Genomic DNA, 23,091 nt, shown 5'->3' with positions numbered 1-23,091 from the left:
GCCCTTGTTTTTCTTTTACCGCCCCCGGGGGGGGGGGGGGGGGGGGGGTTGGGGGGGGGGGGGGGGGGGGGCGGGGGCCGCGCGCCCCCACTCCGTACGTGCTGGCCTCCGATCCTCCCAGCCCGGCGCAACTACGCGTTCGCGGGCTCCTGCGAGAGGTCGGGGTCCTCCGCCGAGGTCAACGTCTCCCCCTCCCCCACGTAGTCCCGGCCGGCCCGCAACTCCTCGGACGACGGGTACTCCTGGGCCGGCTCGTCGGCCTGCGGGTGCAGCTCACCGGTCGCGGTGTCGACGCCGTCCGTCCGCTCCAGCGCGCGCTCGGACCGGTCGCGCCGGAACACGGCCCTGCCGCGGGTGAGGTCGTGGCCGACCTCGAACGCCTTGATCTGCGGCTTGCTGCGGCGACCCGTGTCGGAGTCCCAGCTGTGCGTGGTGAGCGTGCCCCGGACGATGACCGGGTCGCCCTTGCTGACCGAGGCCGAGACGTTGCCACCCAGCGTGTTCCAGCACTCGACGTCCACCCAGAACGTGCCCGAGTCGACGTACGTCTGGGTGGCGGCGTCGAAGCGCCGGGCGGTGGACGCCATGCGGAAGTTGGTCACCGCGCCGTTCTGCGTGGTCTTGCGGCGCGGGTCGTCGGCGACGTTGCCGACGACGGTGACGATGGTGTCGTTCACGGTGCTCCTCAGGGGGTGCTGCGCCGGGCGGCGCGGCCGGCTCGGTGCCGGTGTGTCGTCGACCCTCACCGCCTGGCCCGCCGGTGAGCAGCCCGTTCCGGGATCTGTGGAGGCACCTCCCCCCTGTGGACGACGCGATGACCGGCGGCGGCGCCTCGGCGGCGGAGCGATGCGATGATCGAGCTCGAGCGCCCGTAGCTCAGCGGATAGAGCAGGTGCCTTCTAAGCACTTGGCCGCAGGTTCGATCCCTGCCGGGCGCGCTTGTCAAGTCGAGCTGTGAGGGCGCGGTGCCGGAGTGGATGAAAGTCATGTTCGACCGGCCCTACGACGATCTCGTGGCGACCCGGCAGCGCCTTACGGGGCTCAAAGATCACTACGGAAGCAAGGCTCGGCAGGCGGGCGGCATCGCTTCGGGCACCCTTCTGGATCGCCTGCGCCAAGCGATCGCCGAGACGTAGTGCGTACGGCACGCGCTGGATGGGCTCGTGCCGAGCAGGCAACAAGGCTGGGCGGCGTCTGTGGCCGCGAGCCGCCTACTGTGGCCGTTGCGTCAGGGCCGAGGCCCCATGGCCCGCTGCCCGCTTGGCGTTGGCGATCCGGTAGACGCTGCTGTCCACCATCTTGCCGCTGACAGCCGAACGCTTGACCTTCAACTTCGCAGCATTGACCTGTGCCGGGGTCACCTTGACTACCTTCGGCATCGCTGCGCCTCCCTCTGTTGTCGTGCCCACTGTCTCAGTCCCCCGAGTCACTGTCGACCTCCACGACCTCCACGTCGCTGCCAGAGGACTCGATCTCCTCAATGGGTTCTTCGAGGACGGAGTCCAGGACCGCATCGACCAGGGACTGGTCAGGATCCTGGAGGAGCTCGGAGTCGCTGAGGGCGTCCAGCACCGCAAGTCCCATTCTCGCCTTCGCATCTTCCTCGGACGTGGCCTGCTCAGAAGCCCAGCGAAGCATGCGCATCGTCTCTTCGCGGCGGCGCCAGACGTCCAGCTCGGTGGAAGCCTTGCGCCCGAGAAGGTGCCCGATCAGTGCGCCCAGGAATGCGAGCGCCGGTGCACCGAAGCTCACGGCGTAGACCGCCCACGTCGGCAAGGTCGTCACCGAACGCACCGTACGTGAGCGACTTCGAATGGCTTTGACTTGACGCCCGGCCGAGCGCCCTCCCCACCGGGTGGCGAAGGGTTCGTGAAGGGTGGTCCCTCCGCCGAGGGATTCGCACGAGTCCCCTGGGCCGTGGGCGGCCTGGTGGAGGCGGGTGTGCCGGGCGCGCTCGGTGCCACCAGCGACCGTCCCATCCGCCGCTGTCACATCGACGGTTGACCGTCACCTGCACGGGTATGCCCGCCGCCGTCTGTCACGGGGGATCACAGGTACCGGGCTCGAACGGCGGCAAGGGGCGGCTGGTGGGAAGGACCACGGACAACGGTGTCGGCGGGTCGGAGCCGGGCGGCCGGGGCACACCCCCGGGTGCACGACCCGGCCGGTGGCTGATGGTGGCCGCCGTCGTACTGGGCACGGCCGGCCTGGTCGCAGGCACCGTCCAACCGGACCGCACGGTCCCGACCGGCCAGACCAGGCCCGTCGCCGACGAGGACCCCTCGCCGGCGTGGTCGGTGCCCGCGCTGTCCGACGGTGCGCCGGCCGGGGCCATCACTCTCCCAGCAGCACCGGCACAGGTGGCCCAGCCCCAGCCCGCCACCCCGGAGGCCGTGAGCGGGCTGGCCGCGAACGGCATCCCGACGGTCGCACTGAACGCCTACCGCGTGGCGGCCGCTCGCATGGCGAGCGCGAAGCCGGGGTGCGGGATCGACTGGTCGCTGCTGGCCGGCATCGGCCGGATCGAGTCCAACCACGGCCGGTTCGGCGGGGCCGTCCTGCAGACGGACGGCACGTCCACGCCCGAGATCCGCGGCCCGGCGCTGGACGGCGTTGAGTTCGCCTACATCGCCGACTCCGACGACGGCGTCCACGACCGCGACACCCGGTACGACCGCGCCGTCGGCCCCATGCAGTTCATCCCGACCACCTGGCGGTCCTACGCGATCGACGCCGACGGCAACGGCAGCACCGACCCGTTCGACATCGACGACGCGGCGCTCGCCGCGGCGCACTACCTCTGCGTGGCCGGCAAGGACCTGCGCACCGACGCCGGCCAGCGCCGCGCCGTCTTCGCCTACAACCACTCCGACGAGTACGTCGCCCAGGTCCTCGCGCTCGCCCGGGCCTACGCAGCAGGCATCCCGGTCGACAGCCTGCCGCTCACCGGCAACACGACGGGCCCGGTCCCGCCGCCGTCCGGCAACCACCGGGCCCCGGCCGCTCCCGGCCCGGCCATCGGAGCGGCGGACATGACGCCGGCCTCCGGGAACACCGTCGGCCAGAGCACACCGCCACCGGCGCCGCCCGCGGGTCCGGGCGCGCCCCCGCCCGCCCCCTCCGGCGGGAACGCCGCCCCGCCGCCGGCCGGCAGCGACACCGGGCGCCCCCCGGCCCAGCAGGCGGCCCGGCCGGCACCCGCGCCGGCACCTCCGCCGCCACCGGCCCCCGCTCCTGTGCCGGTGGTCGATCAGGTGACCGAGCCCGTCCAGCAGGTGACCGAGCCGGTCCAACAGGTCACCGGGCCCGTCCAGGAGGTGGTCGAGCCGGGCGACGACCTCGTCGCGGGGGTCAGCTGCACGCTGCTGGATCCGCTCGGCCGACCGCTCCTACCCCGCCTGCCGGCCTGCCCCGGCTGACCGCCGGGCACCGGCCGCCTCGGCCGGCGGTGATCAGCGACCGCGGGACGACGGCGGCCGGAGGACTGCGAAGGGGTCGGTGACCTCCAGCCCCGTCGTGCCGAAGCGGTAGAGCGTCGCGGGCCGGCCACCGGCCCGGCCGGAGGCGGCCATCTCCCCGGTCGGCTCCAGCGCGCCGCGGCGCAGCAGCACCCGCTGCAGGTTGGTGGCGGTGACCTCGTAGCCGAGTGCGGCCACGTAGATCTCGCGCAGCTCGGCGATGGAGAAGGTCGGCGGCGCGAGGGCGAAGGCGACGTTCGTGTAGGACAGCTTCGCCCGCAGCCGCTCCAGCGCCGACCCGACGATCGAGCCGTGGTCGAAGGCCGTCTCCGGTAGCCCGTCGACCAGGTGCCAGGCGGTGTCCTCGGGGAGCACGGGGTCGAGGCCGCTGGGAATCAGCCCCAGGTAGGCGGTCGCCACCGTGCGGCTGCGCGGATCGCGGTGCGGGTCGCTGCGGGTCTCCAGCTGCTCGAGGTGGGCGAGCTGCGCGACCTCGACCTTGGACGCCAGCTGCCGGCCCACCGAGGCCCCGAGCGTCTCCTCCGGGAGCAGCGAACCACCCGGCAGCGCCCAGGCGCCGGCAAACGGCTCAGCGGCACGGCGCCACAGCATCACGTGCAGCCGCGCGGCCCTGACCTGCAGCACCACCGCCAGCGCCTGGTGCGGATAGGCCGGGCGGTCGGGCGAGGACCACACGGAAGCCATGGCGCCCATGCTAGGTTCTCGCCGTCCTGGTTTTCGCCTGTTGGTATGAAACCTACTCCTCCGGAGGTCCCGGTGACCGCAACGCTCCCCGCCCCCACTCCCACCGCGTGGACGCCGGACCAGTGGCAGGACTGGCGCGACGAGGTGCGCCGGCTGGCCGCGGACCGCGACGCCGTGGTCCTGGCGCACAACTACCAGGCCGCGCAGATCCAGGACGTCGCCGACCACGTGGGCGACTCCCTCGCGCTCTCGCGCATCGCCGCGGCGAGCACCGCGAGCACGATCGTCTTCGCCGGCGTCCACTTCATGGCCGAGACGGCGAAGATCCTCGCCCCGGAGAAGACCGTCCTGGTGCCCGACGCCGCCGCCGGCTGCTCGCTGGCCGACACGATCACCGCCGACCAGCTGCGCGCTTGGAAGGCCGAGCACCCCGGCGCCGCCGTCGTCTCCTACGTCAACACCACCGCCGAGGTGAAGGCCGAGACCGACATCTGCTGCACCTCCTCCAACGCCGTCGAGGTGGTCGAGTCGCTCCCCGCCGACCGCGAGGTCCTCTTCCTGCCCGACCAGTTCCTCGGCGCGCACGTCCAGCGGGTCACCGGCCGGACCAACATGCGCATCTGGATGGGCGAGTGCCACGTGCACGCCGGCATCTCTCCCACCGACCTGCGGCAGAGCATCGAGGACGCGCCCGACGCCGAGGTGCTCGTGCACCCCGAGTGCGGCTGCGCCACCAGCGCGCTGTGGATGGTCGGCCAGGGCGACCTGCCCGAGGACCGGGTGCACGTCCTCTCCACGGGCGCGATGCTCGACCAGGCGAAGCGGACGACGGCGAAGCGCGTGCTGGTCGCCACCGAGATCGGCATGCTGCACCAGCTCCGCCAGGCCAACCCGGCAGCCGCGTTCGAGCCGGTCAACCCGCGCGCCGAGTGCCCGTACATGAAGATGTCGACGCCGGAGAAGCTGCTGCGCGCGCTGCGCGACGGCCGGGACGAGGTCACCGTCGACGCGGGAGTCGCCGCCCGCGCCCGCTCCGCCGTCGAGGCGATGATCGCCCTCGGCACGCCGTCGCTGGTCGGCGAGTGACCGTGGGGCCCCGCCGCACCGCGCCGGTCGCCCCTGCCGTCGTCCCCGCGCTCCCCCTGCCGGGGGCCGGCTGGACCGTCGTCACCGACGTCGTCGTCGTGGGCAGCGGCGCCGCCGGCCTGATGACCGCGCTCGCGCTGGCGGAATCCGGTCGGCGGGTCACCGTCGTCACCAAGGGGTCGCTGGGCGACGGCAGCACCCGCTGGGCGCAGGGTGGCCTCGCCGCCGTCCTGGGTGCCGACGACGACGCCGCGCTGCACCTGCAGGACACGCTCGCCGCCGGCGCCGGGCTCTGCGACACCGACGCCGTGGCCACGCTCGTCGCCGAGGCGCCGGCCGCCATCGGGCTGCTGCAGGACCTCGGGGCCCGGCTCGATCTCGACCCGCAGGGCCGCCCGGCGCTCACCCGCGAGGGCGGCCACAGCCGAGATCGGATCGTGCACGCCGGTGGTGACGCCAGCGGCGCCGAGGTCACCCGGACCCTGGTCGAAGCGCTGGTGGACGCCGGGGTCGAGGTGCACGAGGGCACCGTCGCGCTCGATGCCCTGCACGCCGGCGACGGCACGGTGGTCGGCCTGCGGGTCGCCCGCGTCGCCGCCGACGGCACCCTGACCGGCGCCGGTGACCTGCGCACGCACGCCGTCGTCCTGGCCACCGGTGGATACGGACAGGCCTACGCCGCGGCCACCAGCCCGGCCGGCGCGACCGGCGACGGGCTGGCCCTCGCCCTGCGCGCCGGGGCCGAGGTCGCCGACGTGGAGATGGTCCAGTTCCACCCCACCGTGCTCTGGCAGGGCCCGGGCGCCACGGGGCAGCAGGTGCTCGTCTCCGAGGCCGTGCGCGGTGAGGGGGCGGTCCTGGTCGACGGCGGCGGGCGGCGGATCATGCCTGGCGTCCACCCGCTGGCCGACCTCGCGCCCCGCGACGTCATCTCCGCCACGATCGCCGCCCATCTGGCCGCCACCGGAGAGGACTGCGTCTTCCTCGACGCGACGGGCCTGGACGTGGAGTTCCTCGCCCGCCGCTTCCCGGGCATCCTCCGCGCCTGCCGGGAGGCCGGCTTCGACCTGACCACTGAGCCGGTCCCGGTCGTCCCGGGCGCGCACTACACCTGCGGCGGGGTCCTCGCCGACCTCGACGGCCGCACCGGCGTCCCTGGCCTCTACGCCGTCGGGGAGGTCGCCTGCACGGGCGTGCACGGGGCCAACCGGCTGGCGTCGAACTCGATCACCGAAGGGCTGGTCGCCGCCCGCCGCTGCGCCGCGGTCCTCGACGCCGAACTGCCGCCCGGCGCCCCGGCGGAACCGGAGCGGACGCCGTCCTCCGCCGGCGGCGCGATCGACCCCGCCGCCCGGGCGGGCATCAGCACCGCCACCAGCCGGTACGCCGGGGTGGTGCGCACCGCGGACGGTCTGGCCGAGCTGACCGCGACGCTCACGACGGCCGACCGGCTGCCCGCAGGCCGCCCGCTGGACCTCGCCGCCGTCGAGGCCACGGCGGTGCACACCGTCGCGGCCCTGCTGGCCACCGCGGCGCTCGCCCGCCCGGAGAGCCGCGGCTGCCACCGGCGCGTCGACGCCCCCGGCCCGCGACCCGAGTGGCAGGTACGGCTGGCCCACCGCATCGACGCTTCCGGCCACCTGCGCACCCGCACCGTGCCGCTCACCGCGCCGGGCACCGACCAGACCCAGGGAGTGGCATGACCGGCCCCGAGTGGTTCCCGCTCCGCGCGGAGCTCGCCGACGTCCTGAGCGACGGCGGTCTGGATCCCGCGGCGGTGGAGCTGGTGATCCGGCGGGCCCTGGACGAGGACCTCGCGCTCGGCCCTGACGTCACCACCGCCGCGACCGTCCCGGCCGGCGCCCGCGCCACCGGTGACGTGGTGCCCCGCTCGCCGGGCGTGCTGGCCGGCGTCCCGGTGGCCGCGGCGGTGTTCGGCATCGTGGGCGGTGGCGACGTCGAGGTGACGCTGCACGCGGCCGACGGCATGGCCGCTCGCACGAACGCGCCGGTGCTCACCGTCGCCGGGCCCACCCGGTCACTGCTGACGGCGGAGCGCACCGCGCTCAACCTGGTCGGCCACCTCTCCGGCGTCGCCACGCTGACCCGGCGCTGGGTGGACGCCGTGGCGGGCACGGGGGCGGCGGTCCGAGACACCCGCAAGACCATCCCGGGGCTGCGGGTGCTGGAGAAGTACGCCGTGCGCTGCGGCGGCGGGGTCAACCACCGCATGGCGCTCGGCGACGCAGCGCTGGTCAAGGACAACCACGTGGCCGCGGCCGGCGGCATCACGGCGGCGGTGGACGCGGTGCGTGCGCAGTTTCCCGGGGTCCCGCTGGAGGTCGAGTGCGACACGCTCGACCAGGTGGCCGAGGCGATCGCGGCGGGGGTCGAGCTGGTGCTGCTGGACAACTTCTCGATCGCCGACACCCGCGCGGCGGTGGCGCTGGCGAGGCCGGCCGGTGTACGGCTGGAGGCCAGCGGCGGGCTCACCCTCGACCGCGCGCACGAGGTGGCGGCGACCGGCGTCGACTACCTGGCCGTGGGCGCGCTCACCCACAGCGCCCCGGTGCTGGACCTGGGCTTCGACCTGCGCTGACCCGCCCGCCCACCGTGAGGCATAGGAAGCTTTACCTGCGCATCCGGGCCCACATCCGCAGGTAAAGCTTCCTATGCCCGGTCGGGGGCGAGTCGGTCAGGTGCGGCCGGTCGCTGGTCCGGGTGGACCCAGCCGATCGCGGGCGCCACGTGCTCGACGATCGTCTGCAGCAGGTGCGCGTTGTACTCCACGCCCAGCATGTTCGGCACCGTGAGCAGCAGGCTGTCGGCCTCGCGGACGGCGGCGTCCTTGGCCAGCTCCTCGGCGAGGACGTCGGGCTCGCCGGTGTAGCTCTTGCCGAAGCGGGCGCGGACCCCCTCGAGGATGCCCACCTGGTCCTCGCCGTCGCGGCCGTTGCCGAAGTACTGCCGATCGAGGTCGCTGACGACCGGCAGCACGCTCCGGCTCACCGAGACGCGGGGCTCCCGGTCCCAGCCGGCCTCGGCCCAGGCGGCCCGGTAGCGCTCGATCTGCTCGGCCTGCAGCTCGTCGAAGGGCACCCCGGTGTCCTCGACCAGCAGCGTGGAGCTCATCAGGTTCAGCCCCTGCCGCGCCGTCCACTCCGCCGTGGCACGGGTGCCCGACCCCCACCAGATGCGCTCGGCCAGCCCCGGCGACTGCGGCTGGACGGGCAGCTTGCCGCTCGCGCCACCGGTCATGCGCGGGTCGGCGTCGACCATCGGCTGACCGGAGATCGCGGCCAGGAACAGGCCCGTCTTCTGCCGCGCGAGCTCGGCGTCGCTGCTGTCGGGGGCCGGTACGTAGCCGAAGGCCTCCGAGCCGCGCAGCGCCGTCTCCGGTGATCCCCGGCTGACGCCGAGCTGCAGCCGGCCATCGGCGAGCAGGTCGGTCGCGGCCGCCTCCTCGGCCATGTAGAGAGGGTTCTCGTACCGCATGTCGATGACCCCGGTGCCCAGCTCGATCCGGCTGGTGCGCGCCGCCATCGCCGCGAGCAGCGGGAACGGCGACGCCAGCTGGCGGGCGAAGTGGTGGACCCGCACGTAGGCGCCGTCGAGGCCGAGCTGCTCGGCGGCCACCGCCAGCTCCACGCTCTGCACGAGGGCGTCCCGCCCGGTGCGCACCTGCGACCCCGGGATCGACTGCCAGTGCCCGAAGGACAGGAACCCGATCCGCTTCTCCACGTACTTCCCTCTCGTCGATGTGTGCTGAGCAGCACGCGGGAAGCGGCCCGGATTCCCGGACGGTGTGGCAGATCGGCCGGACAGGCGCGACCCGTGGGGCGAGTGAGCCCGGATGCGACAGACTGTGACGGGTCGATCACGACTCTCCGTGATCCGGTTCCGTCACTTCTTGCCTGCGATGCATGACTCTGTCCAGGTGAGCCTTCCCGGATCAGAGATGCCCCGCTCCCCGGGCACGCCTGGCGCCGCCGGGCAGCGCTTGCGGGCCATCGACACGCTGCTCGCCGACCGGGGACAGCTGTTCCAGGCGCTGTTCATGGCCGCCCCGATCGCCAAGGCCATGGTCGACCTGGACGGGCACGTGCTGGTCGCGAACCCGCGCATGTGCGCCCTCACCGGCCGCACCGCGGAGAGCCTGGCCGGCCGGCACGTCGACCTGCTGGCCCACCCCGACGACCCACCGGTCGGCGATCTCGGCCTGGTGCCCGCTCCGGGCGAGCCCCCGCTGGACCCGAACCTGCTGCTCGACGGCGAGCGCCGGCTGCGCCGGTCCGACGGCACGGAGCTGTGGGTGGTGCAATCGCACGAGGTGGTGCGGCAGAACGACGGGACGCCGCGGTTCGTCGTCCTCTCGCTGGTCGACGTCACCGACCGGCGCCGCGCGGAGGAGGACGCCGTCCGCCGGGCGTTCATGGACCCGCTGACCGGACTGCCCAACCGCCGCGCACTCACCGACCGGCTGCGCCACGCCGTCGCGCTGTCCCGCCGCCGCGGGCTGCAGGTCGGCCTGGTGCACCTGAACATCGACCGCTTCCAGGCGGTGAACGACGCGCTCGGCCACGAGGCCGGCGACCTGCTGCTCAGCCAGTTCGCCGACCGGTTGCGGTGGAGCACCCGCGTGGAGGACACCGCCGTGCGCCTGGGCGCCGACGAGTTCCTCGTGGTGGCCGAGGACGTCGAGGACCTCGACGGCCTGCGCGCCCTGGCCGACCGGCTGCTCAGCGTGCTGGACGAGCCCTTCGTGGTCGCCGACCGGGAGATCACCCTGTCGGCGAGCGTCGGCCTCACCCTCGGCGTCGACATGACGCCCGACGACCTGCTCCGCCAGGCGCAGAGCGCACTCACCAAGGCCAAGGCCGACGGCAGCCGCGCCCGCGTCGAGGTGTACGAGGGGGCTCTCACCCACAGCGACGTCGACGCGCTGCAGCTGGAGACCGATCTGCGGCACGCCCTCGACCACGACGAGCTGCGGCTGTTCTACCAGCCGATCGTGCACCTGGCCGACGAGACGCTGCTCGGCTACGAGGCGCTGATCCGCTGGCAGCACCCCACCCGCGGGCTCCTCCCCCCCGGCGCCTTCCTGGACGCCGCGGAGAACAACCGCCTCACCTCCAAGCTCGGCGCGTGGGTGCTGCGCCGGGCCTGCCTGGACGCCGCCACGTGGGCCGACGACCTGCGGGTGCACGTCAACGTCTCCGCCCGGCACCTGGCCGAGGACGGGTTCAGCGAGCTGGTCGCGGCGGCGCTGGAGGAGTCCGGGCTGCCCCCGCACCGGCTGGAGCTGGAGATCACCGAGTCCACCGCGCTGTTCGCCGCGGAGGCGACGCTGCACGCGGTCGCGGTCGTCACCGACGCCGGCGTCACCCTGGCGCTGGACGACTTCGGCACCGGCTACTCCGCCATCACCGCGCTGCACCGGCTGCCGATCCACACGGTGAAGATCGACCGGTCGTTCGTCGCCGACGTCGTCACCGAACCCTCGACCGCCGCGCTCGTGCACGGTCTGCTGCAGCTGGGCCGCGGCATGGGCCTGCAGGTGATCGCCGAGGGCATCGAGGACCTCGACCAGGCCGCCTGGCTGCTCGACCACGGCTGCGCCATGGCGCAGGGCTACGCATTCGGTCGCCCGGCCCCGCTGCCCAGCCCGGCGGAGGTGTTCATCGGCGAGGTCACCGACATCCCGGCCGAGGACGTCGCCGGCGAGCTGCTGCCCGAACCGCCGGCTGCCCCACCCGCGCTGCCCCGTCAGCGGACGCCCTCGAGCCCCGAGGCGCACGACCTGACCGACACCGGACCGGTCGCCGCCGGCACGCTCTTCGACGAGCTGGCCGACCCCGAGGACTAGGAGGACCTTCCTGCCCCCCCACCGCTCGCACGCTCGCGGCGGGTCCCCTGCAGGAGGGCCGTTCCAGCACGTCACCTTCCTCACCACGCGCGAGCTCGTGGCGAACCTCCGGACCGGGCCCTTCGAGCACCTCACCCGCGGGGCAGCGCCAGCGGCACGGGCCGTTTCGGCGCGCGGCCGTCGCCGGAGGACCGGCCGCGCAGCCGGCGGCCGATCCATGGTGCGACGAAGCCGCGCACCCAGGCGGCCTCCTCGGCCAGGGTCGCGCGCAGCGCCCGCGGCGGCTGCGGTGGGAGCGGCGTCCGCCAGTCCTCGCCGTCGGCACCGGGCAGGCCGAGCGCGGCTGCCGCGGCCAGCGCCGTGCGGCGGTGCCCCTCGGCGGCGAGGTGGATGCGGTCGGAGTCCCACATCCGCCAGTCCTGGATCCAGGCCGCACCCCACTGGTCGAGCACGGCGGCGCCGGTGCGGGCCGCGACCGACCAGACGTTGGCGTTGAAGACCGCCACCTTTCCGCGGGTCCGGCGCAGGATCGGCGTCTGCCGGGGGTCGACGCCGGTGGCCAGCAGCACGTCGGCCCCGGCCTGCCGGAACCGGACGACGGCGCCCTCCAGCTGCGCGGCCAGCTCGTCGGGATCGCTCCCGGGGCGCAGCAGGTCGTTGCCACCCGCCACCAGGCTCACCAGGTCCGGCTGCGCGTCCAGCGCGACGGGCACCTGCTCGGCGAGCACCTGGGGCAGCAGCCGGCCGCGGATCGCCAGGTTGGCGTACTCGACGTCAGCACGGGGCGCGGCGGCCGCCACGTGCTCGGCCAGCCGGTCGGCCCAGCCGCGGAACTCACCGGGACGGTCGGGATCGGGGTCGCTGAGCCCCTCGGTGAACGAGTCGCCCAGGGCGATGTAGCGCCGCCAGGGAGATGCGTCGAGCTGCACCCGTTCACTCCAGCACGGCCCGCGATGTCGCCGTCACCGGGGTGAGGTCGCCCCGGCCCGACTCGCCCCCCGTACCCGTCGGCGAACAGCGACGCACCCGCCACGCTGCCGATCGGGTACTCGACCACCCGGTGCGGCAGGCCGGCGTCCTCCGCCTCCGCGGTGGTGCGCCCGACGCCGGGTCGTCCTGGTGGTGTGGTCGACTGGCCGCCATGCCGGTCGACGCCCGCGAATACGCCGCCGCCCTGGGCCAGTACGCCGCCGGGGTGTGCCTGCTCACCGTGCGGGACGACATCGACGACGTCGGGACGACGGTCAGCTCGGTGATGAGCGTTTCGGTATCGCCGCCGCTGGTCGCGGTGGGGCTGGCCGCCGGCGGCTATCCGGCCGAGGTGCTGGAGGAGGTGGGCCGGTGCGGGCTGAGCGTGCTGGCCGTGGAGCACGCGATCGTGGCGTCCCGGTTCTCCTCCGCCGGCCGGCCCAGCGCACGGCACCTGCTGGAGGCGGTCCCGTGGACGCGGGCGGCCGGCAGCGGGGCCATCGTGCTCGTGGGCGGGCTCGCCGCGCTCGACTGCCGGCTGGAGCGACTCGTCGAGGCCGGCGACCACGTGATCGCTTTCCTGGCCGTGGAGGACGTGCCGGTGGTGAACCCGGACGCCCGTCCGCTGCTGCGTCTCCGCGGCCGGTACGTCCACGGGTCCGGTCGCCCGATCACCCGGCCGTGACCGCCCGCGGGAGGAAACTGCCGGGGGCTGTCACATCCGGCGTGGCGGCGGTGCTTACCCGGTGTGGAACTCGTACGGCCATCGGCTCCCGCGCCAGTGCCCTTCCCGGGGCGGCGCGGCGCGGCGCGGACTGAGCGGGGCGTCGGCATGTCACAGGAGCGGGTCGACGTGCGGACCGACCTCGAGGAACTCTTCCGTGACAACTACCCGCGGGTCGTCGCCGTCGCCGCGCGCGTGCTGGGCTCCGGGAACCAGGCCGAGGACGTCGCCCAGGAGGTCTTCCTCTCCTTCAGCCGCTCCTCGGTGCCGGCCGACGAGGCCGGCGGCTGGCTCACCGTCGCCGCGACCCACACCGCGTTGAACCTGCTCCGCTCGGGCCGCCGTCGCAGCGCCCGCGAGGAGCTCGCCGGGGACGGCCCGACCGTCGTCCCCGACGTCGCCGACCTGGTCATCACCCGGGACGAGCGCAGCTCGGTCCGCGCGGCGCTCGCCCGGCTGCCGCACAGGCAGGCGGCCGCACTGGTGCTCCGGCACAGCGGCCTGAGCTACGCCGAGGTCGCGGCCGCACTCGATCTGTCCCCAGGAAGCGTGGGCACCACCGTGCGCCGCGCCGAATCTCATCTGCTCGAGGAGCTGAACCGCCATGCGTCACCCGAGTGAGGGCGTGCTGCGCCGACTGGTCGACGAGCCGGCCGGCGTGACCGACGACGACCGCGCCCACGCGGCCTCCTGCCCGGCCTGCCTGCGCGCGCTGGACAGCGCCCGCGCCGACGCCGAGCTCGTCGGCGCCGCCCTGGCACCGTCCGGCACCGTCGACACCGACGCCGCCTGGGCCCGGTTCTCGGCGGCCGCGCCTCCGCCCGTGCGCCGGCCGGCCGCCGCTGCCGCACGCCGCCGGTGGGGGACGGCGGTGCGGCGGCCCGCGGTCGCCGCACTCGGCGCGGTGGTCCTGGTGACCGGAGCCGGCGTGGCGGCGGCCAACGACTGGCTGCCGATCTTCCAGGCCGAGCGGGTCGACCCCGTGGAGATCACATCCACCGACCTCGTCCAGGTGCCCGACCTATCCGCGTACGGCGACCTGCAGTTCACCGAGGCACCGGAGCCCGAGCAGGTGGCCGACGCCGCGACCGCGCAGCAGCGGACCGGCCTCGCCGTCCCCGAGGTCGGCGAGCTGCCCGAAGGCGTGACCGGCGACCCCGCGTACCTGGCCGCCGACCGGGTGACCGCCACCTTCACCTTCTCCGCGGCCAGGGCCGCCCAGGCGGCGGCCGCCGAGGGCGAGGTCCTGCCGCCAGCACCCCCCGGCCTGGACGGCAGCCAGCTGCGGCTGCAGGCAGGTCCAGGCGTCGCGGCGATCTGGTCGCAGCCGACCGGTGTGCCGACGCTCGTCGTGGCACGGTCCGACGCACCGACGGCCTACTCGCAGGGCGTGCCGTTCGAGACGGTGCGCGACTACCTGCTGTCCCTCCCGGGCCTGCCCGACGGTCTCGCCGACCAGCTGCGCGACCTGTCCACGGACGCCGCCACGCTGCCCCTGCCCGTCCCCGTGGACCTGGTGACCAGCTCGACGGCCGACGTCGACGGCGCCGAGGCCACCGTGCTCACCTCGCGCGACGGGCTCTTCGCCGGGGTGGTCTGGGTCGAGGACGGCGTGGTGACCGGCGTCGCCGGGTCGCTCAGCGCCGACGAGCTCCTGTCGGTCGCCCGTGACCTCCGCTGACGCCGCTACCGTCCGCGGGGTGACCGCCGACGGGCTCGCCGGGCTGCCGCCGTCCCCGGCGGTCTGGTGCTCCGGGTTGCGCAAGCGGTACGGACGCCGGACCGCCGTCGACGACGTCTCCTTCACCGTGGCGCGCGGCGAGGTGCTCGGGCTGCTGGGCCCCAACGGCGCCGGCAAGACCAGCGTCATCAAGATGCTGCTGGGCCTGGTCCGCCCCGACGCCGGGGAGGTGTTGCTGCTCGGGCGGCGGGCCGCCGACCCGCGCTCCCGCGCCGCCGTCGGCTACCTGCCCGAGCTGTTCCGCTACCAGCCCTGGCTCACCGCGGCCGAGGTGCTGGACCTGCACGTGAAGCTGGCCGGTGCCGACGTGCCTCCCGCCGAGCGGCGGGAATGCCTGGCCCTGGTCGGGCTGACCGAGCGGGCGGGCGACCGGGTGGGCGGGTTCTCCAAGGGCATGCAGCAGCGCCTCGGGCTCGCCGTCGCGCTGGTCGCCCGCCCGGAGCTGGTCGTCCTCGACGAGCCGACCAGCGCGCTGGACCCGATCGGCCGGGTCGACGTCCGCGACATCGTGCTCTCGCTGAAGGCCCGCGGCGTCGCCGTCCTGCTCAACTCCCACCTCATCGGCGAGGTGGAACGGGTCTGCGACCGGGTGGTGATCCTCGACCAGGGCCGGGTGGCGGCCTCCGGCACGCTGGCGGAGCTGCTCGGCCAGCGCGAGGTTCGGCTGCGGCTGGCCGGCGTCGACGCCCGGGCGGAGGACCGCATGCGGGCGGCCGGGGCGCTCGCCCGCAGCGGCGACTGGTTCACCGTGCAGCTCTCGTCGGACGACGACGGCGTCACCGTGCCGGACCTGGTGCGTGACCTCGTCGCGCTCGGTGTGCGGGTGCACGCCGTCGAGCCGGTGCGGATCAGCCTGGAGGAGCGGCTGCTCGCCGTCCTGCGCCACGAGGAGGGCACGTGACCGAGCTCGCGAGGTCACGCAAGGACACAGCATCGCCGGTCACGTGGCTGACGAACGCCAGCGAGGAGGACACGTGACCGAGCTCGCGAGGTCACGCAAGGACACAGCATCGCCGGTCACGTGGCTGACGAGCGCCAGCGAGGAGGACACGTGACCGAGCTCGCGAGGTCACGCAAGGACACAGCATCGCCGGTCACGTGGCTGACGAGCGCCAGCGAGGAGGACACGTGATCGCGCTGACCGTCGCCGGGCTGACCCTCCGCGAGGCGTTCCGGCGGCGGGTGGTGTGGGCGCTGCTCGTGCTGACGGTGGCGCTGCTCGCGCTCAGCGGCTGGGGATTCTCGAAGCTGATCGGCCTGGACACCGATCTGGGCACCATGACCAGCGGCGAGGCCCGCCTCGTGGCCTCCATGCTGCTCAACCTGATCATGTTCGGGTTCAGCCTGATCGCGGCGATCGGCACGGCGTTCCTCGCCGGGCCCACGCTGGCCGGGGAGGTCGAGTCGGGACAGGCACTGGCGCTCCTCGCCCGGCCGGTCCGCCGCTCCTCGGTCCTGCTCGGCAAGTGGCTGGGCCTGGTCACGTTCGGCTGCGGCTACGTCGTCCTGGCCGGTCTGGGCCAGCTGCTCATCGTTCGGGCGGTGGTGGGCTACTGGCCCCCGGCGCCGGCCACCGGGCTCGCGCTGCTGGCGGCCGAGACCGTCGTGCTGCTGACCCTGGCCCTCCTGCTGTCCAGCGTCGTCTCGCCGATGGCCTCGGGCATCGTCGCGGTCGGGCTCTTCGGGGCCACCTGGGTCGCGGGCGTCGTCGGCGGCATCGGCGGGGCGCTGGGCAACGAGGGTGTCGAGCGGGTGGGCACGGTGTCGCGGATCCTGGTGCCCACCGACGGCCTCTGGCGCGGCGCCATGAACGCCTTCCAGGACCCCGGTGCTCTGGTCCAGATGGGCCCGGAGGGCGGCTTCCCGTTCCTGAGCGACGCCCCCCTGACGGCGGCCTACCTGGCGTGGGCCGCCGTCTGGATCGCCGTGGTGTGGGCCCTGACCGCGCTGTCGTTCTCCCGCCGCGACATCTGAGAACCCGCCCAGCCCCCATAGGCATAGGAAGCTATGCCTATGGATGTGGCACCGAACCCATAGGCATAGCTTCCTATGCCTGCAGGGGCGACTAGCGTCGTCCCCGCTATGAGCGCACTGCCTGCACCGTCCGGGTCCGCCGTCCGCCGTGCCCTCGTGCGCGCCGAGCGGGGGGTGACCCTCGACGCGGTCGAGGCCGAGACGCTGCTGCACGCCCGTGGCCTGGGCGTGGGTGAGCCGCTGGACCGGTTGCTGACCGCCGCCGGCCGGGTGCGGGACGCCGGACTCGCCTCGGCCGGCCGGCCCGGCGTGGTGACCTACAGCCGCAAGGTGTTCATCCCGCTCACCCACCTGTGCCGCGACCGCTGCCACTACTGCACCTTCGTGACGACGCCGGGGCAGCTGCGCGAGGACGGCAGGGCCCCCTACCTCTCCCCGGACGAGGTGCTCGACGTCGCGCGCGCGGGTGCGACCATGGGCTGCAAGGAGGCGCTGTTCACCCTCGGCGACCGCCCGGAGGACCGCTGGCCGGTCGCCGCGCAGTGGCTGGAGGCGCACGGCTTCGACTCCACGCTCGGCTACCTGCGTGCCATGGCGATCCGGGTGCTGGAGGAGACCGGGCTGCTCCCCCACCTCAACCCGGGCGTCCTGTCGTGGGAGGAGATCCAGCGGCTCAAGCCGGTCTCGGCCTCGATGGGGATGATGCTCGAGACGACGGCCACGAGGCTGTGGTCGGAGCCGGGCGGTCCGCACTTCGGGTCCCCCGACAAGGAGCCCGCCGTCCGGCTGCGGGTGCTGGAGGACGCCGGGCGCTCCGCCGTCCCGTTCACCACCGGTGTGCTGCTGGGCATCGGCGAGGACTACGCCGAGCGGGTGGGCGCCGTCGGCGCGATCCGGGACGCGCACAAGCGGCACGGACACGTGCAGGAGGTCATCGTCCAGAACTTCCGGGCGAAGCCGCGGACGGCGATGCAGGCCCACGATGACCTGGAGCTGCAGGAGTACGTCGCCGCCGTCGCCGTCACCCGGCTGCTGCTCGGCCCGAAGGCGCGGGTGCAGGCGCCGCCCAATCTCAGCGATTCGACCGAGCTCGGGCTGCTGCTGCGCGCCGGCGTCGACGACTGGGGCGGGGTCTCACCGCTGACGCCGGACCACGTGAACCCGGAGCGGCCCTGGCCGAACCTGGAGGAACTGGCCAAGCTGTCCGATTACGCCGGGTTCGAACTGCGCGAGCGGCTGGCCGCCCAGCCGGGCTACGTCCTGCAGCCCGAGCCGTGGCTGGACCCGCGGGTGCGCCCGCACGTCTCCGCACTGGCCGGCGCCGACGGGCTGGCGGTCGAGGGCCGGATCCCCGCCGGTCTGCCGTGGCAGGAGCCCGACGAGTCGTGGACGGCTGTCGGCTCCGGGGTGGGCCGCACCGACCTGCACGTCGAGGTGGACACCGTCGGGCGCACCGGCGACCGGCGCAGCGACTTCGATGCCGTGTACGGCGACTGGGCCGACCTGCGCGACCGCACCACGGCCGCCCGGGACGGGCACTCCACCGCGCTGGCCGCCGGCGACCGCGAGGTGCTGGCCGCGCTGCGGCACGCCGAGCGGGACCCGGCGGGGCTGACCGACGCCGAGTACCTGGCGCTGCTGGGCGCCGACGGCGCGGATCTGGACGCGCTGACAGCGCTCGCAGATGCCGTGCGCGCCGACGTCAACGGCGACGACGTCACCTACGTGGTGAACCGGAACATCAACTTCACCAACGTCTGCTACACCGGCTGCCGGTTCTGCGCCTTCGCCCAGCGGCGCACCGACGCCGACGCCTACACGCTGTCGATGCAGCAGGTCGGCGACCGGGTCGACGAGGCGTGGGCGGCCGGGGCCACCGAGATCTGCATGCAGGGCGGCATCCACCCCGACCTGCCGGGCACCGCCTACTTCGACCTGGCCCGCGAGGTGAAGGCCCGGCAGCCCGGCATCCACCTCCACGCCTTCTCGCCCATGGAGATCGTCAACGGCGCAGCCCGCACCGGGCTGTCGTTCCGCGACTTCCTGACCGGGCTCAAGGACGCCGGCCTGGACTCGATCCCGGGGACGGCGGCGGAGATCCTCGACGACGACGTGCGCTGGGTGCTGACCAAGGGCAAGCTGCCGACGGCGACCTGGCTGGAGATCATCCGGACGGCGCACGAGGTCGGGATCCCGACGACGTCGACGATGATGTACGGCCACGTCGACACCCCCGCGCACTGGGTCGGGCACCTGCGCACCCTGGCCGGGCTGCAGGACGAGACCGGCGGGTTCACCGAGTTCGTGCTGCTGCCCTTCGTGCACCACAACTCCCCCATCTACCTGGCCGGGGTCGCCCGCCCCGGTCCGACGGTGCGGGAGAACCGCGCCGTCCACGCAGTGGCCCGGCTGCTGCTGCACGGCCGGATCCACAACATCCAGACCTCGTGGGTGAAGCTCGCCGACGCCGGGACCAAGGCGGTGCTGCAGGGCGGGGCCAACGACCTCGGCGGCACGCTGATGGAGGAGACGATCAGCCGGATGGCCGGCAGCGAGAACGGCTCGCTGAAGACCATCGCCGAACTGGAGGCGATGGCCGCCGCCATCGGCCGCCCGGCCCGCCAGCGGACGACGGAGTACGGCACGCCGACGGCCGAACGGATCGCCACCGCCCGCTCCGACGAAGCCCGCGCCCGGCTCACCCTGTCGGTCACTCCGCGCTGAGCGACCGCCCCGCAGCCGGGCGTGGGCGCTGCCGCCCGGTTCCGCAGCCACGAGCCGGGCGTCGGCGCTCACCGTCGACCGGTCCGCTAACGTCCGCACATGGGACAGGACCGCTCCTCCGACGCGACCGACCACTGGCACCGGCCGCTGCGCCACGTCCGTGCGGCCGAGCTGTCGGGCGACACCGGCCAGAGCAGCGGGATGACCCGCAGGGAAGCGGTGTCCGGCAACAGCGTCGGGGCGGAGAAGGTCTGGATGGGGGAGGCGCACGTCGCCCCGGGCACCGCCTCGGCCAACCACCACCACGGCGACTCCGAGACCGGCATCTACGTGGTCTCCGGCCGGCCGGTGTTCGTCTTCGCCCGCGACGGCGAGGAGGTCCGGCTGACCCCCGAGCCGGGCGACTACGTGTTCGTACCGCCGTGGACCCCGCACCGCGAGGAGAACCCGGGGAGCGAGGAGGCGGTCGTCGTCCTCGCCCGCAGCAGCCAGGAGGCGATCGTGGTCAACCTGCCCCCGGGTTCGTTGGCCTAGTGCCGGCAGCTCAGGCGTTCCAGCGGGAACGCCGCGGGGCTGACGAGGCTCCCGGCGCGCGGCGGCCCGGCGACTAGCCTCGGTGCATGGGCTACTTCGGCACGCTCGTGTACAGCGAGGGACGCTGGCGCACCGGGCGGCCGACCGCGGTGCCGTTCCTCATGGTGGACGTGCACGACAGCGACATCGCGACCGTCGACTACCGCGCGGCTGACGCCTCCGGCGGCCGCTTCTTCCTCGGCTACGAGCCGCGGGTGTACTTCGACGAGCCCGACGCCTCCGTGCCGGTCGACACCGACGCCGAGGCGGACGGCTTCGCCCGCTGGGTGAAGGACGCGGTGGGCACCGAGGTCGACCCCGCGCAGGTGCGGGGACTGATGGCCTCCCCCGGCGGCGTGCCGCCGACCGACGAGGTGGTCGAGCAGACGGTGGAGTCGCTGCTGACCCTCGCCGATCTGCCGCTCCCCGAGTGGCCCACCGACGACGACTCACCGCCCGGGTGACGGCTCATAACGCTTTCGCAGCGTCGGGCCGGCTCCGGGGGCCACGTGCGGCACGATCCGGCCAGCCGCCTGCGCAGGCGGCGTGCTCGGGAGAGGAGCCGTGGTGGCCGTCAACGATCGTCTGACGCTGCGCAACGTGTACCTGTACCTGGTCTGCCTGATCACCCTGGTCGTCAGCATCTTCGCGGCGGTACAGCTGGTCCGCAGCGCGGTCGGCATCTTCTACCCCGACCCCGGCTTCTACGGGTACTACCCCGTCGACACCCCCGGGGGCCCGAGTGGCCTCGACGAGGAGGAGATCCGGCGCCAGGAGCAGCTCGCCGCGGACTCGCAGCGGCGGCACGAGATCCTCGACGTCGTCGGCTCGGGCACCACGCTGCTCATCGCCGGACCGCTGTACGTCTACCACTGGCGCCGGGTGCAGGCCGAACTGCCGGCGCGGGTCGCCGGAAAGGCGCCGACGGCGTCCTGAAGGGGCGACCCGGCCTCGTCGCCGACGAGCGCCGGGCGCACCCGTCCGGACGGCGGCCGGACGAGGCCGGCCACATCCACGCGCTGCGGGTGGCGGCCACCATCGGCGACGCGCCGGGGTCGCCGCCGGATCGACTGAGCCCGAACGCCCCGGGTAGTGACGGCCCGTGCGTGCCATCACCTACACCCGGCCCGGTGGTCCCGACGTCCTCGAGCTGGTCGAACGACCGGCCCCCGACCCCGGACCCGGCGAGGTCCGGGTCCGCGTCGCCTTCTCCGGCGTGAACCCCACCGACTGGAAATCCCGCACCAACGCCCAGCCCGGTCCCGACGGCCAGGTGCCGAACCAGGACGGCTCCGGCACCGTCGACGCCGTCGGCCAGGGCGTCGACCCGGCGATGCTCGGTCAGCGGGTGTGGGTCTGGGAGGCCGCCTGGCAGCGCCCCTGGGGCACGGCCGCCGAGTTCACCGTCGTGCCCGCGCGGCACGCCGTCCTCCTCGGCGCCGATCCGTCGTTCGAGCTGGGCGCGGCGCTCGGCATCCCGTTCCTCACCGCGCACCGCTGCCTCACCGTCGCCGAGTCGCTGCCCGACCGGCTCGGCCCCGGCGCGCTGACCGGCCACACGGTCCTCGTGCAGGGCGGCGCCGGCGCCGTCGGCAACGCCGCCGTCCAGCTCGCCCGCTGGTCCGACGCCACCGTGATCGCCACGGTGAGCAGTCCGCGCAAGGCACGGCTGGCCGCCGCGGCCGGCGCCGACCACGTCGTGGACTACCAGGAGCAGGACGTCGTCGCCGAGGTGCGCAAGGTCGCGCCCGACGGCGTGGACGCGATCGTCGAGGTGTCCGCCGCGGTCAACGCCGGCATCGACGCGCAGGTGATCGGCGCGCACGGGGCGGTCGCCATGTACGCCGACGACGGTGGCGCGGAGGTGACCGTGCCGGTGCGCGCGCAGATGGGGCTCAACGCCCGCTGGCAGTTCGTGCTCGTGTACACCGAGCCCGAGCGCGCCAAGGTGCTCGGCATCGAGGACGTCGCCACCGCCGTCGCCGACGGCGCCGTCCGGGTGGGCGAGGACGCCGGGCTGCCGCTGCACGTCTTTCCGCTGGCGGAGACCGCGCAGGCGCACCGGGCGGTGCAGGACGGCGCCGTCGGCAAGGTGCTGGTCGACGTCACCGCGTGACCGCGGCGGGCGACCTGCGGCTCCGTCGAGTCGCCAATCGTTCGCGTGCGGGAGACCCGGGCGACAGTGACTGAGGTAAGCCTGGCCTAATAGGCATGTTCCACGGCCCTGGAGCCCGCGGCATGTCGACGACGGCTGCGAGCCCCGCCCCTCGTCCGCGCGGCTCGTGCCGCCGAAAGGAAGTGCGCCCCGTGCGCCTACGCATGCTCGCCACCGCCGCAGTCGTTGTGACCGCCCTCAGCGCCTGCGGCTCCTCCTCCGAGAACACCCCGGAGACCTCTGCCCAGGAGGATGCGGTGGAGACCCGGTCGGTCTCCCACGTCATGGGGACGACGGAGGTTCCTGCCCAACCCCAGCGGGTCGTCACCCTCGACACCCCGCACCTCGACACCGCCCTCTCCCTGGGGGTCACGCCCGTGGGGTCGGTGCAGTCCGATGTCGCCGGCGGTCTGCCGGACTACCTGGGTGACCGCACGGAGGGCATCGAGATCGTCGGGTCCATCGAGGAGCCCGAGCTCGAGGCCATCGCAGCGCTGGAACCCGACCTCATCCTCTCCTCCTCCGTGCGGCACGAGGAGATCTACGACCAGCTCAGCGAGATCGCCCCCACGGTCCTCACCGACTACGAGGAGGGCTGGCAGGCCATCTTCGGCACCACGGCGGAAGCCCTGGGCATGGCCGAGGAGGGCGAGGAGGCGCTGGCTGAGTACGAGAGCCGGGCCCAGGAGATCGGCGATGCTCTCGGCGCGGACGGGGCGAGCGCCTCGATCGTGCGCTTCCTCCCCGACGAGACGCGCATCTACGGCCCCGAGACCTTCTCCGGCAGCATCCTCGCCGACGTCGGATTCACCCTTCCCGAGCTGCCCTATGACGAGTACTCGATGGTCTACATCAGCCCCGAGCTCATCGACCAGGCCGACGCGGACATCGTGTTCTCGACCGCCTACGGCGACCCGGGGGCGACCACCAAGGGCAGCGTCACCGCCGTGTGGGACTTCCTGGAGGCCGTGCCCGACTGCGCCTTCGAGGTCGACGACGACGAGTGGATGCTGGGAATCGGGCCGATCGGCGCGGGGATCGTCCTGGACGACGTGGAGGCCGAGCTCGCCGGCACCAACTGCCTGTGACCCCCACGGGCCCCTGACGCCACGGGCC

23 protein-coding genes and 1 tRNA gene are annotated in these 23,091 nt (G+C 74.1%); 18 read left to right on the top strand and 6 right to left on the bottom strand.

Features of this window, described 5'->3' with window-relative positions; all coding sequences use genetic code 11:
• Positions 1–131: 131 nt before the first annotated feature.
• Positions 132–677 carry a single-stranded DNA-binding protein gene (locus tag QOZ86_RS09305; protein WP_284491683.1) on the bottom strand — a complete coding sequence of 182 codons (546 nt, stop codon included), beginning with the start codon at positions 675–677 and terminating at the stop codon, positions 132–134.
• A gap of 188 nt (positions 678–865) precedes the next feature.
• On the opposite strand from QOZ86_RS09305, the gene QOZ86_RS09300 reads away from it, so the two are divergent.
• Together QOZ86_RS09300 and QOZ86_RS09295 are read left to right on the top strand one after the other, a co-directional pair.
• Positions 866–938 (top strand) — tRNA-Arg (locus QOZ86_RS09300).
• Between the two features lie 39 nt (positions 939–977).
• A complete protein-coding gene (locus tag QOZ86_RS09295; protein ID WP_284491682.1) occupies positions 978–1,136 on the top strand; it encodes a hypothetical protein in 159 nt (52 codons plus the stop codon).
• Between the two features lie 75 nt (positions 1,137–1,211).
• Here QOZ86_RS09295 and QOZ86_RS09290 read toward each other — a convergent pair whose 3' ends face one another.
• On the bottom strand, positions 1,212–1,361 hold the full coding sequence (locus tag QOZ86_RS09290) for a hypothetical protein (protein ID WP_284491681.1): 150 nt from the start codon (positions 1,359–1,361) through the stop codon (positions 1,212–1,214).
• A gap of 52 nt (positions 1,362–1,413) precedes the next feature.
• Positions 1,414–1,785, bottom strand: a complete 372-nt coding sequence (locus tag QOZ86_RS09285; RefSeq protein WP_284491680.1) for a hypothetical protein — start codon at positions 1,783–1,785, stop codon at positions 1,414–1,416.
• A 302-nt stretch (positions 1,786–2,087) separates the two neighbouring features.
• Between QOZ86_RS09285 and QOZ86_RS09280 the strand changes: the two genes are divergently transcribed.
• Positions 2,088–3,419 carry a lytic transglycosylase domain-containing protein gene (locus QOZ86_RS09280; protein ID WP_284491679.1) on the top strand — a complete coding sequence of 444 codons (1,332 nt, stop codon included), beginning with the start codon at positions 2,088–2,090 and terminating at the stop codon, positions 3,417–3,419.
• A gap of 33 nt (positions 3,420–3,452) precedes the next feature.
• On the opposite strand, the gene QOZ86_RS09275 is transcribed toward QOZ86_RS09280, so the two are convergent.
• Entirely contained in the window at positions 3,453–4,163 is a 711-nt protein-coding gene (locus QOZ86_RS09275) for an NUDIX hydrolase (RefSeq protein WP_284491678.1), read from the bottom strand.
• Between the two features lie 72 nt (positions 4,164–4,235).
• Here QOZ86_RS09275 and nadA point away from each other — a divergent pair, with 72 nt between their 5' ends.
• The 3 genes from nadA to nadC are packed head-to-tail and all read left to right on the top strand — an operon-like array spanning position 4,236 to position 7,848.
• Positions 4,236–5,249, top strand: coding sequence for a quinolinate synthase NadA (gene nadA / locus QOZ86_RS09270; protein WP_284491677.1), 1,014 nt, complete (start codon positions 4,236–4,238; stop codon positions 5,247–5,249).
• Positions 5,246–6,952 carry an L-aspartate oxidase gene (locus QOZ86_RS09265; RefSeq protein ID WP_284491676.1) on the top strand — a complete coding sequence of 569 codons (1,707 nt, stop codon included), beginning with the start codon at positions 5,246–5,248 and terminating at the stop codon, positions 6,950–6,952. Before nadA ends, QOZ86_RS09265 begins: the two co-directional genes overlap by 4 nt.
• Positions 6,949–7,848: a carboxylating nicotinate-nucleotide diphosphorylase gene (gene nadC, locus QOZ86_RS09260; RefSeq protein ID WP_284491675.1), complete on the top strand. Its 900-nt coding sequence runs from the start codon at positions 6,949–6,951 to the stop codon at positions 7,846–7,848. Before QOZ86_RS09265 ends, nadC begins: the two co-directional genes overlap by 4 nt.
• A 71-nt stretch (positions 7,849–7,919) precedes the next feature.
• Here nadC and QOZ86_RS09255 read toward each other — a convergent pair whose 3' ends face one another.
• A complete protein-coding gene (locus QOZ86_RS09255) occupies positions 7,920–8,990 on the bottom strand; it encodes an LLM class flavin-dependent oxidoreductase (RefSeq protein WP_284491674.1) in 1,071 nt (356 codons plus the stop codon).
• Positions 8,991–9,207: 217 nt separating this feature from the next.
• Here QOZ86_RS09255 and QOZ86_RS09250 point away from each other — a divergent pair, with 217 nt between their 5' ends.
• On the top strand, positions 9,208–11,115 hold the full coding sequence (locus QOZ86_RS09250; protein WP_284491673.1) for a putative bifunctional diguanylate cyclase/phosphodiesterase: 1,908 nt from the start codon (positions 9,208–9,210) through the stop codon (positions 11,113–11,115).
• 131 nt (positions 11,116–11,246) lie between these two features.
• Here QOZ86_RS09250 and QOZ86_RS09245 read toward each other — a convergent pair whose 3' ends face one another.
• On the bottom strand, positions 11,247–12,044 hold the full coding sequence (locus QOZ86_RS09245; protein WP_284491672.1) for an SGNH/GDSL hydrolase family protein: 798 nt from the start codon (positions 12,042–12,044) through the stop codon (positions 11,247–11,249).
• Positions 12,045–12,256: 212 nt separating this feature from the next.
• On the opposite strand from QOZ86_RS09245, the gene QOZ86_RS09240 reads away from it, so the two are divergent.
• The 11 genes from QOZ86_RS09240 to QOZ86_RS09190 all read left to right on the top strand — a co-directional run bounded on the left by QOZ86_RS09240 (position 12,257) and on the right by QOZ86_RS09190 (position 23,063).
• The gene (locus tag QOZ86_RS09240) at positions 12,257–12,769 is read left to right on the top strand and encodes a flavin reductase family protein (RefSeq protein WP_284491671.1); all 513 of its coding nucleotides are present in this window, start codon (positions 12,257–12,259) and stop codon (positions 12,767–12,769) included.
• A gap of 168 nt (positions 12,770–12,937) precedes the next feature.
• The gene (locus tag QOZ86_RS09235) at positions 12,938–13,429 is read left to right on the top strand and encodes a sigma-70 family RNA polymerase sigma factor (protein ID WP_284491670.1); all 492 of its coding nucleotides are present in this window, start codon (positions 12,938–12,940) and stop codon (positions 13,427–13,429) included.
• Positions 13,413–14,489 carry a hypothetical protein gene (locus QOZ86_RS09230; protein WP_284491669.1) on the top strand — a complete coding sequence of 359 codons (1,077 nt, stop codon included), beginning with the start codon at positions 13,413–13,415 and terminating at the stop codon, positions 14,487–14,489. Before QOZ86_RS09235 ends, QOZ86_RS09230 begins: the two co-directional genes overlap by 17 nt.
• Positions 14,490–14,508: 19 nt before the next feature.
• Entirely contained in the window at positions 14,509–15,450 is a 942-nt protein-coding gene (locus QOZ86_RS09225; protein ID WP_284491668.1) for an ABC transporter ATP-binding protein, read from the top strand.
• A 227-nt stretch (positions 15,451–15,677) separates the two neighbouring features.
• Positions 15,678–16,523: an ABC transporter permease subunit gene (locus QOZ86_RS09220; protein WP_284491667.1), complete on the top strand. Its 846-nt coding sequence runs from the start codon at positions 15,678–15,680 to the stop codon at positions 16,521–16,523.
• 108 nt (positions 16,524–16,631) lie between these two features.
• Positions 16,632–19,247 (top strand): bifunctional FO biosynthesis protein CofGH, encoded by a 2,616-nt coding sequence (locus QOZ86_RS09215; protein WP_284491666.1) that lies wholly within the window; start codon positions 16,632–16,634, stop codon positions 19,245–19,247.
• A 99-nt stretch (positions 19,248–19,346) separates the two neighbouring features.
• Entirely contained in the window at positions 19,347–19,781 is a 435-nt protein-coding gene (locus QOZ86_RS09210) for a cupin domain-containing protein (protein ID WP_284491665.1), read from the top strand.
• Positions 19,782–19,867: 86 nt separating this feature from the next.
• Entirely contained in the window at positions 19,868–20,284 is a 417-nt protein-coding gene (locus QOZ86_RS09205) for a hypothetical protein (RefSeq protein WP_284491664.1), read from the top strand.
• 103 nt (positions 20,285–20,387) lie between these two features.
• On the top strand, positions 20,388–20,756 hold the full coding sequence (locus QOZ86_RS09200; RefSeq protein ID WP_284491663.1) for a hypothetical protein: 369 nt from the start codon (positions 20,388–20,390) through the stop codon (positions 20,754–20,756).
• Positions 20,757–20,922: 166 nt separating this feature from the next.
• Positions 20,923–21,936 (top strand): NADPH:quinone reductase, encoded by a 1,014-nt coding sequence (locus QOZ86_RS09195; protein WP_284491662.1) that lies wholly within the window; start codon positions 20,923–20,925, stop codon positions 21,934–21,936.
• A gap of 191 nt (positions 21,937–22,127) precedes the next feature.
• A complete protein-coding gene (locus QOZ86_RS09190) occupies positions 22,128–23,063 on the top strand; it encodes an ABC transporter substrate-binding protein (protein ID WP_284491661.1) in 936 nt (311 codons plus the stop codon).
• Positions 23,064–23,091: the final 28 nt, after the last annotated feature.

The organism is Blastococcus capsensis, assembly GCF_030165005.1.
GTDB classification, from domain to species: domain Bacteria; phylum Actinomycetota; class Actinomycetes; order Mycobacteriales; family Geodermatophilaceae; genus Blastococcus; species Blastococcus capsensis.
The sequence above is the reverse complement of the archived record's forward strand: the minus strand, read 5'-3'. Positions and strand labels throughout refer to the sequence as shown.